A 17868-nucleotide genomic window follows, 5' to 3' on the forward strand; every position below is an offset into this window, starting at 1 on the left:
CCGCCGCAACTCTCAAGGTTTGTCCACGAAGCGCGCTTATCCGATGCGAGGACAGCCCGGCCGATTGGCAAATGCCACGGTAACGAACCGCCCGCGCCGCTCGCCGTCGATGATGATCTGCCTGCGCGTAACGGCCTGGATTTCCGGATCACGAACTCCGAGCCTAGATGCACGACGAAGGGCTTGGCGTGCGCTACAGCCAGGCCGTACGTACTCGTCGTCGTAGTATCGACGCTCTCGATCTCTATCGCGGAGCTCCAGGTCTGGGCGTCCGTCGGGCCCGATGTAGAGGTCCAGGGACTGCGCCGATGACGTGGATGAAGCGGCTGAGAGGGCGCCGACCGCGACCAGGCTTGCCGCCAGAAAGTTGTGAATGGACTTTTGCATGTCCGCCTCCTCAGTGGAGTTCAGTTGAACCTATTGAAAACTGAACGAGGAAGGCGGACGAAGGTTCCCCGATATCGACGGCGGTTGCCGCGCGCCCTATTCGTTTGCCGATCACGATGGCGCGGAAGGGCCGACGACCCGCTGCCATTTTTACGGCGATCCGTTGCAATCGCTGCCGGTTGCCATCACCGCCTTTCTTCTGCCCTTTCCTGGACTAATCTCTTAAACGGAACAATTTCGCCGGCAGGAAATGACCCACTCTGCAGACAGCCCAAATCAGACCGATGGTAAAAGTGCCTACTCTTCGACAATGGGAGCCGGACCAGAAAACCTTCAGCCAGTGGACGAACCGGTTGTACGCCCCAACGAAAGCGGCGAAGTGATCGCATCGTCAGGGCAAGGCGATCCACAAATGACCGAGCCGCACCCACCAGTCTTCACAGAAAGCAAGCGTGCGCTTCGCCATCTTGCATCCGCTTTTCGCCGCGATCTCGGCACGGTCGGACGGCGTTGCTTGGCGGGTTCATCCGCGCTGATCAAGACGCTCAAACCAGCCGCGAGCGCTTCGCGCGCCTGGATCCCGCACGGCTTCATACTGAGGGCGGCATCAACCACAGGCTCCCTTCGCAAATTCATATCCGGTGCAATTAGCGTCATTTCCACGCGGGCATGGCTTCATGTCTTGCGACCTGCACCACGGTCATGGAAAGCCGGGATTTTGATGGTGACGTTGACCTTTGCGATCTTCATGACCGGAATGCTGATCTGGGCGCTGAAGGATGTGCCGTGGGAAGAAATCGCCGACGGCTCCCTAAAACCTGTTGCGGTCCTTGAAGCGGCGGACGGCGAGCCAATCGTAAGACAGGGCCCTTTCCAGGGCCCCTATGCCCGATACGAGGAGTTTCCCGTACATTTGGTCGATGCCGTTCTTTCAATAGAGGATCGGCGGTTCATGGTCCATTACGGCGTCGATCTGAAAGGGATCATGCGGGCGGTGCTGAGAAACTTCCAGGCTGGTTCGGTCGTCCAAGGTGGCAGCACCATTACCCAGCAACTGATCAAAGTGCAGTATCTTGAAAGCGATCGCACACTGAAGCGCAAGCTGCAGGAACTGGTCATCGCATTCTGGCTCGAGTGGAAGCTCGGCAAACGCGAGATCCTCACGCGATACTTGAACTCCGTTTACCTTGGATCCGGCGCGACAGGGATGCCCGCGGCGGCCCGTATCTACTTCAACAAGGACATCGCCGCACTCAACGTTCAGGAGGCCGCGATGCTGGCCGGACTGCTGAAGGCGCCGAGCCAATTGAATCCGATCGACAATTTTGAGGCCGCACGTGAAAGGACCACAACGGTCCTCGACGCGATGGTGGCAAACGGCAAGCTCGGAGCGAAGGATGCGTCCGCCGCCAAGGCAGAGTTTGCCGAGTTGCACCCGACCACCCCGATGCCGCGCTCGGGCAGTTGGTTTGCAGACTGGATCTCGCCCCAGGCCGGCGAAATTGCGGGAGCCTCTCCAGGTTCGACAACGGTGCGCACGACGCTGGTACCACGCCTTCAGCAGCTTGCCGAAGATGTGGTCGCTCGCAATCTTGATAAGGATGGGAAAGCGCTGGGTGCGTCACAGGCAGCACTGGTGGCGATGACGCCCGATGGAGCAGTCGTCGCCATGGTTGGTGGGCGCGACTATAAGACCAGCCAGTTTAATCGCGCCGTCGCCGCCAAGAGACAGCCGGGCTCAACATTCAAGCTATTTGTCTTTTATGCAGCATTGAAGAGCGGCCTTACCCTCAGTGATCAGGTCTTCGATGGCCCGATTGAAGTCGACGGCTGGTCGCCGCAAAACTCGACAGGCCGCTATCGCGGTTGGGTGACCATTGCGGAAGCCTTTGCCCGATCTCTCAATGGCGCAACCGTTGCGCTTGCGCAGGAAGTGGGCATCGAGAACGTCGTCGCCGCCGCAAGGGAGCTTGGTATCGACAGCCCACTAAATCCCGTGCCGGCATTGGCGCTCGGATCATCCGAAGTCAGTCTGCTTGACCTGACGGGTGCCTATGCTTCGATCCGCCTTGGCAAATCCCCCGTCGAACCCTGGGGCGTGATCGATTTTCAGGCGTCGACCCAAGCCAAGGCGTTCCGCGTCGGTCCGCTGGTACCCGCTTCGGCCGATCTCTCTTCTTACCAACAGGATCTGGTGAGCCTCCTGCAGCTCGTGGTCGAGCGTGGCACCGGGCGAGACGCTTCTCCGGGCGCATTTGCAGCCGGAAAGACCGGCACCAGCCAGAACAATCGTGACGCCTGGTTCGTGGGTTTTACGGAAGATCTTGTTGCCGGCGTCTGGGTCGGCAACGATGACGACACGCCCATGAAGGGCGTCACCGGGGGCGCGCTTCCGGCTCGCATTTGGCGGGATTTCATGCAAGCGGCAATGGCGCAACCTGCGCCCCAGATCGACCCAGATACGGGGCTCATGACAAGCCAAAGAGCGCCCGCGGCGTCCTGCAATATCAGCGCTTGCGCCCGGAGCTATCGATCGTTTCGAGCTTCCGACTGTACCTACCAGCCATATTGGGGCGAGCGGCGGCTGTGTGAGCGGTAGGTTTGGCCCGCCCGGATAATTCGCATTTCCAAGCCGCGTAATTTTGTCGTCCTTGACCGTCCGCCTCGCAAGTCGAGGGAACAACTGCTCTTCCAGTGCCATCCCGACTGGGCGAACCGATCATCCCGACGCCAAATCGTGATTTTTCGCTTTGACACTCGCTCAGACGGCCCGATCCGACCAACGACAGAAGTGACGCGTGAACATGAAATCCCATCAATCGGGGTCTGCGATCTACGGACGGATGTTACCTTGAGTACTGCAGTGGAAGTTCTGGGAAGGTTCCGTGAGCTCGCACCCGTCGATAGGCGGGAGCTCGTCGGGCTGTGGCGCGGTTCTGGTGTGCCGACAGGCCATCCGTTGGACGGCGTTCTTGAAAACCTCGGCTGGTTTGGCAAGCGCTTTCACCCGAACTTTCGCGCCGATGCACTTTTATTTCAAATCGGACCCGGTCGATTGGTCGCGGTCGAGCCGGCCCATATCCCCATGGGATTGGCATTGCGCCTGGGATCGATGGGGCGCACGCGCATGGCTCGACATTGCTTTGCGTACCTTCAACGACTGCTGCGGGCGCGTGGGCCGACCGCGACAATCGAGATGCAGGACTTTGAAGGGATAAATTCGGCGGCCATGGTCTATGACCGGCAGCCAATCACGGACCTATTTCGGCGGATCGATGATGTTCGCTTGCTTGGGATGATGTCGTACCAACACGATCCTCGACCGTATTTCTTCACATTAGTGCGTCAGGAATACTCACCCATTTGATACCCAGCTTGTGGAGGATCGGGAGGAGAACTTCACATGACTTCCGGGCTATCAAGCCTATGTCAGGCAGGATCAGCCTACGACGCTGATCGTCTGGGACCGGAAAACGATTACATGCCCGCAGAGTCTGTCCACGCTTAGTCGTATGACCTGCCGGAAGCACAGATGCATCTGATCGCCGGTGCCGGTCATTTGCTGCTGGAAACGCACTTTGACGGCGCACTGGCGCGATTTTCTTAGCCGGCTTCGCATGGAATCGATGGCGCTCAAATTGCCGGCAATATTTCTGGCTGCAGCTGCGTCCGCCATCTATGGGGTTTCGTGCCCTGTCGGTTCGTTGCTGCGATCGACCACTTCGGTATCGGGTCGGTCTTCGCCATCGGCGTGTTCCTGACGCCAATTCCCGCTTCCGTCCTGATACTCGATTTCCTCGTCCTTCCCCGCGCTTTGGTGTTCCTGAGCGGCAATGCGGGCCGCCTCAAGAGCCTCGTCATGAGACGGAAAAGCTTCCGAGAAGACACCGCCCGACTTGTATGCCCAGCCGCCGTCGTGGGGGACGACCTCGTATTTCGTTTTCGCCATTTCCACCTCCGATGCACAAATCCCGTTTTGACGACGCCAAGCTGATTTCTGCGACACCTCCGGTTCACGCCGAAACTGATGCTCCGTGTTTCAACAGCCGCAGTGGGCGCCTTCGAGCCGGACATTCATATTTCAGATAGGGCGCCGAGATCGCATTGGTACCATAGCAGAATCTTCACGTGCACGCCTTCACCACGGCTGTCTGCCGGGGTGCTGACCAATGCATGGACAAGTCTTCCAATCGTGGTCTTCCCGCCCCGGTGGCTGATTGGAACAATGCGCGCCGGCATCCGTTGGGCGTCCATGAACAGAGACAAATTTGTTGCAGCACTTATGGTATCGACATTGATCTGCGGCGGCGCCGCCAGCAGCTCCGAACTTCTGCCAGAGACGATCAATACTGTGGTGCTCGGCACCGTTTCAACAGCTGAATCGTCGTCGGTGCGCGCGGCCGGTCCGGACCCTGCCATCGTGCAGCTTCAGGTCCTGTTGGATCGTGCCGGTTCCTCTCCGGGCGTGATCGACGGGTATTTTGGTGAGAATGTCAGCAAATCGGTGGCAGGCTTTGAGGCGATGAACGGGCTGCCCCCAGATGGCAAGCTCGATCCGGAAGTTATCGCCCGTCTCAAAAACGATGCGCCGGTCGTCCAGAGCTACAAAATCACCGGTGAAGATACGGCCGGTTTGGTGAAAACGATCCCGGAAGATTACGGCGAGAAAGCCCGTATGGATCACCTTGGTTATATGAGCGTGGAAGAGAGGTTGTCCGAGCGCTTTCACATGGATATCGACCTCATAAAGGCGCTCAATCCGCAAGCATCCTTTGCCGTTGGTGAAACGATAGCGGTGACGATGCCAGGGCCGTTCAAGAGCGGGAAGGTCAAACACATCGAAGCCAACAGACGGAAGGCACAGCTTTACGCCTATGGTGAAGACGGCACGCTGCTGGCAGTCTATCCAGCCACGATCGGCAGTTCCGAGACGCCGGCACCGTCCGGCACGCACGAGGTCAAGGGTGTAGCGCGAATGCCCACCTACACCTATGACCCTGAGATCAACTTCAAGCAGGGAAACAATACGCGCGTTCTTACAATACCGAGTGGCCCGAACGGTCCGGTTGGGACCGTGTGGATTGATCTGTCGAAGCCGACTTATGGTATCCACGGAACACCCGAGCCTGCGCTCATTGATAAAGTCGGTTCGCACGGCTGTATCCGCCTTGCAAACTGGGATGTGGAGGAACTGGCCGCAATGGTCGAACCGGGGGTTACCGTCGAATTCGTGGAGTAGTGGCTCACCGCCTGGAACTTAAAACGCGCGCCTCGCCTGCTCACCTTAGCCGTGGAAAAGGAACATCGGGCCGATAATACCGCCGCAACTGTGGCTTTGAGTGCCGCATGGTCCAGTATCTGCGCTCTCATCTCGTGCCTTGGCAACAACCCGCCCGCAGTCTAGCATGGGTCGACCGTGGAGGAGGCTTCGATGACCTCAAGCTTCAACGTTCATGACGCGGCCGGCTATGAGCAACTCATGGGCCGCTGGAGCCAAAAACTCGCGCCGTTGTTCATCGATTTCGCAGGAATTGCCGACGGGGAGAAGGTCCTCGATGTCGGTTGCGGAACGGGCAGCCTTACCTTTGCGCTGAGCAGGGCTGCCGAACTCAGTGAGATCGACGCGATCGACTATTCGCCTGTCTTCGTCGAGGAGGCGGCCCGGCGCAACACCGATCCACACATCAAGATCGGGCAGGCAGATGCCTGCGCGCTTCCCTTCGAGGACGGCGCCTTCGACCGCGCCTTTGCACTGCTCGTACTTCACTTCGTGCCCGAGGCCGACAAAGCTATCGCCGAGATGCGCCGGGTTGTAAGGCCGGGCGGCGTGGTCGCGGCGGCCGTGTGGGACCATTTCGGCGGCATGCCTGGAATGCGCATGATGGTCGATACCGTAGCCGCGCTGAGCGAGGGCGGTCGACAGCTGCGCAACCGGTACTTTTTTCAACCAATGATGCAGCCGGGTGAAATGAAGCGCGCTTTCGTCGCCCAGCATCTTGTAGACGTTGTCGAAACGCAGCTGATGATCCGAATGAACTATGGAAACTTCGACGACTATTGGGCGCCGATAGCCGCCGGCGAAGGGCCGCTTGGAAAGTTTGTATGTTCGCTCGAGGGCTCGGACCGGGTGCGCGTGGACACAGCCGTTCGTTCTGCCTCTGAGGCGGGCCAACGCGATGGGCCAAGATCATTCGCCAACATCGCTTGGGCCTGCCGGGGCGTTGCCCCCTGATCTTGCGACAGTTGGCGGCGGAACACTTCCCCGAAACCGCCATCACCTGGGCGGTTGGCTATAGAGGCGGATGATCGACAGGCTGCAGCCCGGCGCGGGCAGAGCAGAAATGGCCGATTGTGTCAGCAGAAATGCCGCCACACTTGTTACTCCCGTCGTTTGGTTTCCGGTGCAAGACTATCTCTTGTTCAGCAACGAGCGAACTCGCAGCAACGAGGAGGTTGCAATAGCCATGACGACGTCAACGGACAACAGCGAACACGCAGCCATGCAGAGACCACCAGTCGTCTCGGCGCAGGCATGGGAAGAAGCCCGCCAGCAACTGTTGGTCAAGGAAAAGGCTCAGACCCGCGCCCGGGACGCACTGGCGGCAGAGCGTCGGCGAATGCCGTGGATAGCGGTGGACGCCGGTTATGTCTTCGAGGGGCCTACAGGCAAGGCCAGCCTACTCGAACTCTTCGCCGGTCGGCACCAGTTGATCATCTATCGGGCCTTCTTCGAGCCGGGGGTATTCGGTTGGCCCGACCACGCCTGCAGAGGGTGTTCCATGGTCGCAGACCAGGTTGCTCACCTCGCCCATCTGAACGCCCGTGACACCACGCTGGTTTTCGTTTCGCGAGCTCCGCAGGCGGACATTGCGCGGCTGAAGGCTCGGATGGGCTGGCAGATGCCCTGGTACACCATTACCGACAGTTTCGACGCCGATTTCGGTGTGGCCGAGTGGCATGGCACCAACGTGTTTTACCGCGACGGCGGGCGCGTGTATCGCACCTACTTCATCAACAACCGCGGCGACGAGCAGATGGGGAGCACATGGAACTACCTCGACATCACACCGCTCGGCCGCCAGGAAGTCTGGGAGGACTCGCCCAAGGGCTACCCACAGACGCCGACATACAAATGGTGGAATTGGAATGACAGCTACGTCGCGGACGCCGCACCCGACCAGAAGTGGGTCGAAGTGTCGGACGCCGGCGAAGCGGCGTTCCGGGAGAAACAAACCAACACGAAGCCCTGAGTACGTCTACGGAGGAAGCATCCTTTCCTCTCGGCCGCCCTCTTCGTTTCGCTAGTTGCCTGTAACAATTGCAGGGATTCCAGCTGGGGCCAGCTCTGGTCCCGGCCCAAATGCGAGAATGCTGAGCGCGAGAGCGACCAGTACGCAGATGAGTATGAGGAAGGCGAGACCGGCTTTGTCCATCATCATCAGGACCTTTAATATCGGATAATAGACGCAAGAGAAATATGTCAGACCGCCTGGCTGAGGACTGGTGACGTGACTTCCGACTTCACCCGCATCGGAGTTGTCGGGTGCTTGCTCAAGGCGTTCACGAGTCTCCCAGCCACAGCGCCCCGCAGACACCCTACCACCTTCATTGGGCACGGACAGCGGCCGCCGTTCACGTGGCTTTCGACTGCCGCTACCGGAAGCTCAGCCGGTTCCTGGCCGGGATCAGAGTTGCTTGCGACAGCGACAGCACCCGCCTTGCGGCGGGTACTGTCTCATAGGGGCGCATTCCGGTCACTACCGGGAATAGCCTACTGCTGCGCCGGCGCTGCCGTTTGAAGTTTTTCCTGAACCTTCTTGGCAACTGCCGGATCGCTCTGCGCGGCCGATAGGATGGCGGAATACTCCTCGATTGAGACCGGCGAAGCTTCGACGGCCTCCACCATTTGCTTGCTTGCTTCTGTCTGCAGCTTTTCCTTGGTCGCCGCGTCCTTGGTCGCTTCTATTTTCGCAGAATATGTCTGTCTGACCTTGTCGACCTGAAGATAGGCAACCGCGAACGCCTCGATCTTTTGATCGCTGATGGTGCCAGTGCTGTCGGCCTGTCCCTGGGTTGTCGTCTTTTCTTGCATCTGAGCAATCTGCGCAGCGGAAGCAGGCGCGACCGTCATGAAACTGAAAGCCGTGGCAGCCAGCGATGCAGCGAGTGTGTAGCGAGTGATCATATTCATTCCTTCAAGACTTGGACGACGTGGGGCAGCGATACCCTGCCGTGCTCAATCGCTCCTTCCACCGTGCGGAAGGGCAGCGCGTCATTGACAATGGAAGGCTTGAAAGGGGCTGGTGCGGCGGCATCGGGGTCATTTGCTGACCATTGGACGGCAGCTTTGTGGCTCTCGCGGGATGCCAAGGCAGGATTCTATAAGCGCGACCCAGTCGCCCAATAGAGGGGTGCCACTTCTGAAGCGATGACCCTGACGCTCGACGAACCGAATTTGACATGTCGCTGAGAAGTCTGCGACACCGGGTGGTTCCTTGAGGGCAACTTGCCGCTTGGCTATAACTACCCTTTTTAGGCCTTGCGGTCGTGCGTTCGCTGGTCTCATGACGCCTGAAGGCCTAGTAAAACTTTACTAAAAGCGATTTCGGAATTCGAGCGGATGTGACATAGTCGCTCGATGACAACAATGGCCCGATGACAACAATGGAATGACGGCATGGTCACTATCAAGGAAATCGCCAAAAGCGTTGGCGTGTCGTCGGCCACGGTGTCGAGGGTGCTCAATTACGATCCCGCCTTGTCCATCTCGCCCGCGAAGCGCCAGGCGATCATCGAGACCGCCGAGGCTCTGAACTATGAGACCCCGCGCAATCGCAACAAGGCGAACGGACAGGTTGCCCCCAGCCTTTTGACCAAGCTCGTCATCGTGCATTTTCTCGAGCCTTCGGACGAGATTGCCGACCCCTATTATGTCGGCGTCCGGCTTGGTATCGAAAGCCGCTGCCGTGACTTGAGGACGGAGATCGTCAAGGTCTTCCATTCCGATGCGCTGCCCGAGGCGTCCCTGCTCGAAGGCGCATCGGGCGTCATCGTCATAGGCAAGCACTCGGACAACGAGATCGACTGGCTGAACAAGCATGCCCGGCATGTCGTTTTTGCCGATTTCGACCCCAGGACCGACCAGATCGACAGCGTATTTTCCGATGTGGGGCTCGCCACTTGCAAGATCCTCGAGGCCTTGAAATCCAGCGGATACAAGCGCATCGGCTTTATCGGAAGCCACGAAAACCTCAATGGCGCCGTGCAGCACTTCGCTGAGCGACGTTGCGCCGCCTATATCGACTGGCAGAAGAAGGGCGGCACCTTCGCGCCCGAGCTTTTGGCGCTCGCCGACTGCTCGTCGGGTCAGAGCCTTCGGCTCGATACCGGTTATCGTCTCGCGCGCGAACTGCTTTCGCTCACTGAGCGTCCGGATGTGATCGTGACGTCCAACGACAATATGGCGATCGGCACCTATCGGGCGATCCAGGAGTTCGGCCTGTCGATCCCGAACGACGTCGGTGTCATCTCCTTCAACGACATCCCCGTCGCACAGTTCCTGACGCCGTCGCTGACTACGGTGCGCATTCATGGCGAACATATCGGCGAGACGGCCGTCGACCTGTTGCTCGAGCGTCTTTCGGGTCGCAGCTACGGCAAGCAGGTGCGCATCGCCACGGAACTCGTCTGGCGCGACAGTTGCCGCAAGCCCTTGGAATCCCAATCGTTGTGAAGCTGCTCCAGGCGCGAAGTAAATATTTACTAAATCGCCCTTGCGTGTTGCCTGAATTTCGGTAACTCTTGCGCGGACGGCAGGAGAGGAGAACCTGCCCTCAGCAAGTTTCTAGGGAGGAAACGATGTATCGCAAAACGAACCTGTCGCGCGTGGCAGCTGGCGCGCTCGCCGCAGCGAGCCTGCTTGCGTCCACCGCCGCCTTTGCCGGTGAAGTCACGATCTGGTGTTGGGATCCCAACTTCAATGTCGCAATCATGAAGGAAGCCGCGTCGCGCTACAGCGCGAAGCATCCTGAGACGACCTTCAACATCGTCGACTTCGCCAAGGCCGATGTCGAGCAGAAGCTGCAGACGGCCCTATCCTCCGGCACCACCGATGCCTTGCCGGATATCGTGCTGATCGAGGACTATGGTGCGCAGAAATACCTTCAGTCCTTCCCCGGCGCTTTCGCTGAGCTTTCCAGCAAGGTCGATTTCTCCGGGTTCGCGCCCTACAAGGTTCAACTGATGACGATGGACGGAGCCGTCTACGGCATGCCGTTCGATTCCGGCGTCACCGGTCTCTACTACCGCAAGGATTACCTGGAGCAGGCCGGGTTCAAACCCGAAGACATGCAGGATCTGACCTGGGACCGTTTCATCGAGATCGGCAAGCAAGTCGAAGCCAAGACCGGCAAGAAGATGCTCGGCCTCGACGTCAATGATGCGGGCTTCGTGCGTATCCTGATGCAGTCCGCCGGTGACTGGTATTTCGACAAGGACGGCAATCTCTCAATCGAGAACAACGCGGCCTTGAAGGCGGCACTCGAGACCGAGCAGAAGATCCTGCAGGCCAATATCCACAAGCCGGCGGCCGGCTGGACGGAATGGGTGGCGACCTTCACCTCCGGCGACGTCGCCACCGTGACGACGGGTGTGTGGATCACCGGTACGGTCAAGGCCCAGGCCGATCAATCCGGGAAATGGGGTGTAGCACCCATTCCCAAGCTTGATGTCGAGGGCGCTTCGCATGCCTCCAACCTTGGCGGTTCCAGCTGGTATGTTACCGCAGGCTCCGCCGAGAAGGACGAGGCCATCGATTTTCTCAACGAAGTCTACGCCAAGGACATCGATTTCTACCAGAAGATCCTGACGGAACGCGGTGCCGTCGGCTCGCTCCTGGCTGCCCGCAACGGGCCGGCTTATTCCGAAGCCGACGCCTTCTTTGGCGGCGAGAAGGTCTGGCAGAATTTCTCCGACTGGCTGGCGAAGGTTCCGGCGGTCAACTACGGCGTCTTCACCAACGAGGTAGACACGGCGGTGACGGCGCATCTGCCTTCGCTCGGCCAGGGTGCCCCCATCGATGACGTATTGAAAGCGGTCGACAGCCAGGCCCAGGGCCAGATCCAGTAACGGCCCAAAGGCAGGCGGCAACCGCCTGCCTCCTTCGCAGGAGCGGCATGCGGCCATTACGTCCGCCTGCCTTCCGCAATGTCGTCCCTTTTCGTTGAGAGCATCCCATGGCTGCCGGCAAAACAGGCGGATTGAAGCGCTATTACGATCTGAACGGCTGGCTGTTCGTCGCCCCGTCATTGCTTCTCATCGCAATCTTCCTCGTCTATCCGATCTTGCGCTCGCTCTACCTGTCCTTCTTCTCGGGCAAGGGCATGATCATGAAGTTTGCCGGCTTCGGAAACGTCGCGCGGTTATGGAATGACCCGGTCTTCCTCCAGGCGCTGACGAATACCGTCACTTTCTTCGTCGTGCAGGTGCCGATCATGATCACGCTGGCGCTTATGCTCGCAGCGGTCTTGAACAACGACAAACTGAAGTTCATCGGCTTTTTTCGCACCGCCATTTTCCTGCCCTGCGTCGCCTCGCTCGTTGCCTATTCCGTGCTCTTCAAAAGCATGTTCTCCGTCGACGGCGTGGTGAACTCCGCACTTTTGGCGGTCGGTCTCGTCTCGACGCCGATCGGCTGGCTGACGGAACCCTTCTGGGCCAAGGTGCTCGTCATCCTCGCCATCACCTGGCGCTGGACCGGCTACAACATGATCTTTTACCTTGCAGCGCTGCAGAACATCGACAAGTCGATCTATGAGGCTGCGAAGATAGACGGCGTACCCGCCTGGGCCCGCTTCGTCTACATCACCGTACCGATGCTGAAGCCGGTGATCCTGTTTACGACGATCATCTCGACCATCGGCACGATCCAGCTGTTCGACGAAGTCTACAATCTGACCGAGGGCCGCGGCGGCCCGGCGAATGCGACGCTGACGCTCTCGCTTTACATCTACAATCTCACCTTCCGCTTCATGCCGAGTTTCGGCTACGCAGCGACCATTTCCTACGTCATCGTGATCATGGTGGCGCTTCTCTCCTTCCTCCAGTTCTATGCGGCGAGGGATCGCTCATGAACGCCCCCCGCTTTTTCTCAACCGCGCTGCAATACGTCTTTCTCGCGACCGCAGCCTTCCTGTCGATTTTCCCGTTCATCTGGATGGTGATCAGTTCGACGAACACGTCGATCGACATCATCAGCGGCCGAACGGGCATCGGCGAGGCGTTCGCCACCAATGTCGCCAACTTCTTCACACAGGTCGATGTGCCATTGGTTTTCTGGAACTCCACGAAGGTCGCGGTACTTGCCACGCTGCTCACGATCGTCGTGTCGTCGCTGGCCGGCTACGGCTTTGAGATGTTCAGGTCCAAGGCGCGCGATCGCATCTACGCGCTGGTGCTTTTGACACTCATGGTGCCGTTTGCAGCGCTGATGATCCCGCTTTTCATGATGATGGCGAAGAGCGGCCTCATCAACACGCATATCGCAATCATGCTGCCGACGATCGCGTCTGCCTTCATCATCTTCTACTTCCGCCAGTCGACGAAGGCCTTTCAGACGGAGCTTCGCGATGCGGCCAAGGTCGACGGTCTCAAGGAGTGGCAGATCTTCCTCTACATCTACGTTCCCGTGATGCGTTCTACCTACGCGGCCGCATTCGTCATCGTCTTCATGACGAACTGGAACAACTACCTCTGGCCGCTCATCGTCCTCCAGTCGAACGAGACCAAGACGATCACCCTGGTCGTCTCCTCGCTCGCGTCCGCCTATTACCCCGACTACGGCGTCGTCATGATCGGTACGATCCTGGCCACCCTCCCCACCCTTCTCGTCTTCTTCGTCATGCAGCGCCAGTTCGTCCAGGGCATGCTCGGCTCAGTGAAATAGGAAAGTCGTCAATGCGCATTACTGAAAACTTCAATGCCAACTGGGTCTTCCGCGACGGCTTCGAGCCCGCCCGTGTCCATGAGCTTCAGCAGGGCGAAACCGTGCGCCTGCCCCACAGCGCCGTCGAACTGCCCTACAACTACTTCGACGAGACCGACTACCAGAAGCCTTTCACCTATCAGAAGCAGTTTGACTGGCGCCCGGAATTCGAGGGCCGCGAAGTCTCGCTCGTCTTCGATGCCGCCATGGCCGACAGCGTCGTCTATCTGAACGGCAAGGAGATCATCGCGCACAAGGATGGCTACACGCCCTTCGAGGCGCGACTGACGCCGCATCTCACGCGCGGCGAAAACCTGATCACGGTGAAGATCGATGGCTCTGAAAACCCGGAAATTCCACCTTTTGGCGGCCAGATCGACTATCTCTGCTATGCCGGCATCTACCGCGACGTCTGGCTGAAAGTGACAAGTCCCGTCTCGATTGCCAATGTGAAGATCGAGACGCCGGACGCGCTCGCGGCGAAGAAGTCCGTCACCGCCCGCGTCTTGTTTGCCAATCCGCTGGGCCTCGCCCTCTCCGGCACCCTCGCTGCAAAGATCCGCCGCAAGGGTGGCGGCGACGTTGCGGCTGCCTCGATCGAGGTCAGTGGCAACGAGGCCACGCTCACCTTCTCCGAGCTCATCGATATCGAACTTTGGGATATCGACAATCCGGTGCTCTACGCCCTGTCGCTCAAACTCGAGACCGAACACGGTGAAGACGCGCTGACGCAGCGCTTCGGCTTCCGCACGGCACTTTTCACGCCGGAGGGGTTTCTGCTCAACGGCGGGCCGCTGAAACTGCGCGGATTGAACCGCCACCAGGCCTTTCCCCACACGGGCTATGCCATGGGTCGGCGCGCGCAGGAAAAAGACGCCGACATCCTGAAATACGAGCTCGCCTGCAATGTCGTTCGCACATCGCACTATCCGCAATCGAAGTGGTTCATCGAGCGCTGCGACGAGATCGGCCTGCTCGTCTTCGAGGAAATCCCCGGTTGGCAGCATATCGGCGGCGAAGCCTGGCAGAAGGAATCGATCGAGAATGTGCGCCGCATGATCGAGCGGGACTGGAACCATCCCTCGATCATCATCTGGGGCGTTCGCATCAACGAAAGCCAGGACAATCACGCCTTCTACACCGAAACGAACCGTCTTGCCCGCGAGCTTGATCCCACCCGCCAGACCGGCGGCGTGCGCTTCATCACCAATTCGGAACTGCTGGAAGACGTTTACACGATGAACGACTTCATACTCGGCAACGAGGAGCTGCCGGGCAACAACCGTGGACGCGTGGTGCTGCGCGATCGCGTGGAAACGACGGGCATCAGCCGACCGATCCCCTATATGATCACCGAATATAACGGCCACATGTATCCGACCAAGCGTTTCGACCAAGAGCAGCGCCAGGCCGAGCATGTGACGCGCCATCTCTTGATCCTGAACGCCGTTGCCGGCGATCGCGACATTTCCGGCTCCACCGGCTGGTGCATGTTCGACTACAACACCCACAAGGACTTCGGCGCCGGCGACCGCATCTGCTATCACGGCGTGCTCGACATGTACCGGATCCCGAAACTGGCCGCCTATGCCTATGCATCGCAAGGTGATCCGAAGGACAACGTCGTGCTTCAGCCGGTGACCTTCTGGGCACGCGGCGAGCGCAACATCGGCGGCGTGTTGCCGCTGATCGTGCTGACCAACTGCGACTATATCGAAGTGAAGTTCGGGGAATGGCCGGCAAAACGGATCTATCCGGACAGGGAGAATTACCCGCACCTGCCGCATCCGCCCGTCGTCCTCGACCTGCGCAGCGTGACGCCGGAAGAATTCGGCACCTGGGGTCGGGTCTGGCGCGAAGGCACCTTCACCGGCTACGTCGACGGCAAGCCCGTCAAGACGTTGACCCTGCCGGCCGACCCGGTGCCGGCGACGCTGGAAGTCGTCGCCGACGACACGGACCTTCGCGCTTCGGAGAAGGATGCCGTGCGGGTGGTCGTGCGCGCGCTTGATCAATGCGGTAACCTGTTGCCCTATTTCGAGGAGCCCGTCATTCTTTCGCTCGCCGGTCCCGGCCGGATCATCGGCCCCTGCGAACACACGCTGAAGGGCGGAGCGACCGGCTTCTGGATCGAGGCCGGCGAAGCCAAAGGCGAACTTGAGCTGACCGTGAAGAGCCGCCGCTTCGACACCCAGTCCCTCACCTTCACCGTTAGCTGAGTAACCGCCATGGCCGAAGTCCGTCTCACCGATATTCGCAAGCGCTTCGGCGCGCTCGAAATCATCAAGGGCGTCGATCTGTCGATCGAGGCCGGAGAGTTCGTCGTCTTCGTCGGACCTTCGGGCTGCGGAAAGTCGACGCTGCTGCGCATGATCGCCGGGCTGGAGGACATCTCTTCCGGCGAGCTCACCATCGGCGGCGCGGTAATGAACGATGTCGATCCCTCCAAGCGCGGCATTGCCATGGTGTTTCAGTCCTACGCCCTCTATCCGCACATGACCGTGCGCGAGAACATGGGCTTCGCGCTCAAATTCGCCGGAATGGCGAGGGAGGAAATCGATAGCCGGGTCAACGACGCGGCACGCATCCTCGAGCTTGAACCGCTCCTTGATCGCAAGCCCAAGGCGCTCTCGGGCGGTCAGCGGCAGCGCGTCGCAATTGGCCGCGCCATCGTGCGCAATCCTCTCGTCTTCCTGTTCGACGAGCCGCTGTCGAACCTGGACGCGGAGTTGCGCGTGCACATGCGGGTGGAAATCGCCAAGCTGCACAAGGAACTGAAGTCGACCGTCATCTACGTTACGCATGATCAGGTGGAAGCGATGACCCTCGCCGACAAGATCGTCGTTCTGCGGTCGGGGATTGTAGAACAGGTGGGCGCGCCGCTTGAGCTCTACGACGACCCGGCAAACACCTTTGTTGCAGGCTTTATCGGCTCACCGCGCATGAACTTTCTTAAAGGCCGTGTCGCCACTATCGCAGACGGCCATGTGACCGTGGCACTGACGAGCCAGCCCGAAGTTGCGCTGACCCTTCCCATTGCATCGACGTCCGTCACCACGGGTGACGCCGTCACCCTCGGAATTCGGCCCGAGCATTTTTTCGCCCAGGGAATGGGTGACGCGGAGCTCGCCGTCGAAGTCGATGTCGCAGAGCACCTCGGCAATACCAGCTATGTCTATGCTCATGTCTCCGACAGCGAGCGGATCATCATCGAACACGGTGATGTCCGCAAAATCGCAAGTCGCGAGACCTTGACCATCGGCATCGCTGCATCGCGGTCATTCCTGTTCGATGATGAAGGTAATCGTATCAGGTAACGGAATTGGGCGCCCTTCGCGCGAGCCGTCAATCGCCGGTCTAGCCAATGAGAAAGCGACGCCTGCGCGCAATGTGGCGAGTTGCGCGCAGGCCGTCGTCAAAATCCGCAATGGACGAAATCCATTGTGTCAGTTCAACCGCGACCCCTGGGACGAGAAGAGGTGGATCTTCGCCAGATCAGGGGCGATCGCTACCGACTGCCCGGGTCGAACATCCACACGATCGCGGATCACCAATGTCGTATCGACAGCGCCGAGCTTGACCACCAGGTGCGTCTCGGCGCCGGTGGGCTCCACCACGCCGACCGTCGCCGGAATGCCGCTCTCGGCGATGGCCAGATGCTCAGGCCGGATGCCGTAGGTTCGCGCAGCACCGCCGGAATAGCCCGGCGGCAGCGGAAGCGCCTTGCCGTCATCGGTGACGAACCGCCCATCCACGATCGAGCCGTTGAAGAGGTTCATGGCAGGCGAGCCGATGAACGTGGCGACAAAGGTGTTTATGGGGCGGTCATAGAGGTCCAGCGGCCGGCCAATCTGCTCGACCACGCCGCCACGCATGACGACGATCCGGTCTGCCATTGTCATCGCCTCGATCTGATCATGCGTGACGTAGACCGTCGTCGTCTTCAGCCTTTGGTGCAGATCCTTGATTTCGGCACGCATGGTCACCCGTAGCTTGGCATCGAGGTTCGACAGCGGTTCGTCGAAAAGAAACACCTGGGGATGACGGACAATCGCACGGCCCATCGCCACGCGTTGGCGCTGGCCGCCGGAAAGCTGCCTGGGCAAGCGGTCGAGCAGCGGTTCGAGCGCCAGGATATCGGCCGCCTCTTTTACACGGCTTTGGATCGCGGCCTTGTCCTGGCCCTTCAGCTTCAGCGCGAATCCCATGTTCTCCGCCACGGTCATATGCGGATAGAGCGCGTAACTTTGAAAAACCATGGCGATATCGCGCTCCTTGGGCGCGATATCGTTGACGACGCGGCCACCGATGCGGATCTGGCCGCCGCTGATGTCTTCGAGACCGGCAAGCATGCGCAGCAATGTCGACTTGCCGCATCCCGAGGGGCCGACGAGTGTGACGAACTCGCCATCCTCGATGTCGATGGAAACATCGTGAATAACAGGAACGGCGCCATATTGCTTTCTAACCTGTTCGATGGTGACAGATGCCATGGTTAT

Annotated in this window: 14 protein-coding genes; 11 read left to right on the forward strand and 3 right to left on the reverse strand. The window is 59.5% G+C overall.

Annotated features, from left to right (window positions below; genetic code table 11):
• Nucleotides 1-1108 precede the first annotated feature (1108 nt).
• Together AC244_RS13635 and AC244_RS13640 are read left to right on the forward strand one after the other, a co-directional pair.
• Entirely contained in the window at nt 1109-2986 is a 1878-nt protein-coding gene (locus AC244_RS13635; protein WP_053249377.1) for a PBP1A family penicillin-binding protein, read from the forward strand.
• A gap of 252 nt (nt 2987-3238) precedes the next feature.
• Nucleotides 3239-3754, forward strand: a complete 516-nt coding sequence (locus AC244_RS13640) for a DUF4334 domain-containing protein (RefSeq protein WP_053249378.1) — start codon at nt 3239-3241, stop codon at nt 3752-3754.
• Between the two features lie 309 nt (nt 3755-4063).
• On the opposite strand, the gene AC244_RS13650 is transcribed toward AC244_RS13640, so the two are convergent.
• Nucleotides 4064-4336, reverse strand: coding sequence for a DUF2188 domain-containing protein (locus AC244_RS13650; RefSeq protein WP_053249380.1), 273 nt, complete (start codon nt 4334-4336; stop codon nt 4064-4066).
• Nucleotides 4337-4639: 303 nt separating this feature from the next.
• Here AC244_RS13650 and AC244_RS13655 point away from each other — a divergent pair, with 303 nt between their 5' ends.
• From AC244_RS13655 to AC244_RS13665, 3 genes are all read left to right on the forward strand, one after another.
• On the forward strand, nt 4640-5626 hold the full coding sequence (locus AC244_RS13655; protein WP_053249519.1) for a L,D-transpeptidase family protein: 987 nt from the start codon (nt 4640-4642) through the stop codon (nt 5624-5626).
• 192 nt (nt 5627-5818) lie between these two features.
• Nucleotides 5819-6619 (forward strand): class I SAM-dependent methyltransferase, encoded by an 801-nt coding sequence (locus AC244_RS13660; RefSeq protein WP_053249381.1) that lies wholly within the window; start codon nt 5819-5821, stop codon nt 6617-6619.
• Between the two features lie 232 nt (nt 6620-6851).
• Nucleotides 6852-7637, forward strand: coding sequence for a DUF899 domain-containing protein (locus tag AC244_RS13665; RefSeq protein WP_053249520.1), 786 nt, complete (start codon nt 6852-6854; stop codon nt 7635-7637).
• 521 nt (nt 7638-8158) lie between these two features.
• On the opposite strand, the gene AC244_RS13670 is transcribed toward AC244_RS13665, so the two are convergent.
• Nucleotides 8159-8572 (reverse strand): DUF4168 domain-containing protein, encoded by a 414-nt coding sequence (locus tag AC244_RS13670; RefSeq protein ID WP_053249382.1) that lies wholly within the window; start codon nt 8570-8572, stop codon nt 8159-8161.
• A 492-nt stretch (nt 8573-9064) separates the two neighbouring features.
• Here AC244_RS13670 and AC244_RS13675 point away from each other — a divergent pair, with 492 nt between their 5' ends.
• From AC244_RS13675 to AC244_RS13700, 6 genes are all read left to right on the forward strand, one after another.
• Nucleotides 9065-10120, forward strand: a complete 1056-nt coding sequence (locus AC244_RS13675) for a LacI family DNA-binding transcriptional regulator (RefSeq protein ID WP_053249383.1) — start codon at nt 9065-9067, stop codon at nt 10118-10120.
• A gap of 125 nt (nt 10121-10245) precedes the next feature.
• On the forward strand, nt 10246-11514 hold the full coding sequence (locus AC244_RS13680) for an ABC transporter substrate-binding protein (RefSeq protein WP_053249384.1): 1269 nt from the start codon (nt 10246-10248) through the stop codon (nt 11512-11514).
• Nucleotides 11515-11621: 107 nt separating this feature from the next.
• On the forward strand, nt 11622-12518 hold the full coding sequence (locus AC244_RS13685) for a carbohydrate ABC transporter permease (protein WP_053249385.1): 897 nt from the start codon (nt 11622-11624) through the stop codon (nt 12516-12518).
• The gene (locus AC244_RS13690; protein ID WP_053249386.1) at nt 12515-13330 is read left to right on the forward strand and encodes a carbohydrate ABC transporter permease; all 816 of its coding nucleotides are present in this window, start codon (nt 12515-12517) and stop codon (nt 13328-13330) included. The genes AC244_RS13685 and AC244_RS13690 overlap by 4 nt, the downstream gene beginning before the upstream one ends.
• Before the next feature lie 11 nt (nt 13331-13341).
• A complete protein-coding gene (locus AC244_RS13695; protein ID WP_053249387.1) occupies nt 13342-15588 on the forward strand; it encodes a glycoside hydrolase family 2 protein in 2247 nt (748 codons plus the stop codon).
• Between the two features lie 9 nt (nt 15589-15597).
• Nucleotides 15598-16686 (forward strand): ABC transporter ATP-binding protein, encoded by a 1089-nt coding sequence (locus AC244_RS13700; protein WP_053249388.1) that lies wholly within the window; start codon nt 15598-15600, stop codon nt 16684-16686.
• A 129-nt stretch (nt 16687-16815) separates the two neighbouring features.
• On the opposite strand, the gene AC244_RS13705 is transcribed toward AC244_RS13700, so the two are convergent.
• The gene (locus tag AC244_RS13705) at nt 16816-17862 is read right to left on the reverse strand and encodes an ABC transporter ATP-binding protein (protein WP_053249389.1); all 1047 of its coding nucleotides are present in this window, start codon (nt 17860-17862) and stop codon (nt 16816-16818) included.
• Nucleotides 17863-17868 lie beyond the last annotated feature (6 nt).

The sequence above is a fragment of the Ensifer adhaerens genome, assembly GCF_001270265.1.
In the GTDB taxonomy this organism is placed as follows: Bacteria; Pseudomonadota; Alphaproteobacteria; order Rhizobiales; family Rhizobiaceae; genus Ensifer; species Ensifer adhaerens_B.

What these genes read in the sequence shown, in the direction of transcription:
- AC244_RS13675 (WP_053249383.1), top strand. Translation starts at nt 9,065, where the DNA reads ATGGTCACTATCAAGGAAATCGCCAAAAGCGTTGGCGTGTCGTCGGCC.
- AC244_RS13685 (WP_053249385.1), top strand. Translation starts at nt 11,622, where the DNA reads ATGGCTGCCGGCAAAACAGGCGGATTGAAGCGCTATTACGATCTGAAC.
- AC244_RS13650 (WP_053249380.1), bottom strand. Translation starts at nt 4,336, where the DNA reads ATGGCGAAAACGAAATACGAGGTCGTCCCCCACGACGGCGGCTGGGCA.
- AC244_RS13670 (WP_053249382.1), bottom strand. Translation starts at nt 8,572, where the DNA reads ATGATCACTCGCTACACACTCGCTGCATCGCTGGCTGCCACGGCTTTC.
- AC244_RS13700 (WP_053249388.1), top strand. Translation starts at nt 15,598, where the DNA reads ATGGCCGAAGTCCGTCTCACCGATATTCGCAAGCGCTTCGGCGCGCTC.
- AC244_RS13665 (WP_053249520.1), top strand. Translation starts at nt 6,852, where the DNA reads ATGACGACGTCAACGGACAACAGCGAACACGCAGCCATGCAGAGACCA.
- AC244_RS13705 (WP_053249389.1), bottom strand. Translation starts at nt 17,862, where the DNA reads ATGGCATCTGTCACCATCGAACAGGTTAGAAAGCAATATGGCGCCGTT.
- AC244_RS13635 (WP_053249377.1), top strand. Translation starts at nt 1,109, where the DNA reads ATGGTGACGTTGACCTTTGCGATCTTCATGACCGGAATGCTGATCTGG.
- AC244_RS13660 (WP_053249381.1), top strand. Translation starts at nt 5,819, where the DNA reads ATGACCTCAAGCTTCAACGTTCATGACGCGGCCGGCTATGAGCAACTC.
- AC244_RS13690 (WP_053249386.1), top strand. Translation starts at nt 12,515, where the DNA reads ATGAACGCCCCCCGCTTTTTCTCAACCGCGCTGCAATACGTCTTTCTC.
- AC244_RS13655 (WP_053249519.1), top strand. Translation starts at nt 4,640, where the DNA reads ATGAACAGAGACAAATTTGTTGCAGCACTTATGGTATCGACATTGATC.
- AC244_RS13695 (WP_053249387.1), top strand. Translation starts at nt 13,342, where the DNA reads ATGCGCATTACTGAAAACTTCAATGCCAACTGGGTCTTCCGCGACGGC.
- AC244_RS13680 (WP_053249384.1), top strand. Translation starts at nt 10,246, where the DNA reads ATGTATCGCAAAACGAACCTGTCGCGCGTGGCAGCTGGCGCGCTCGCC.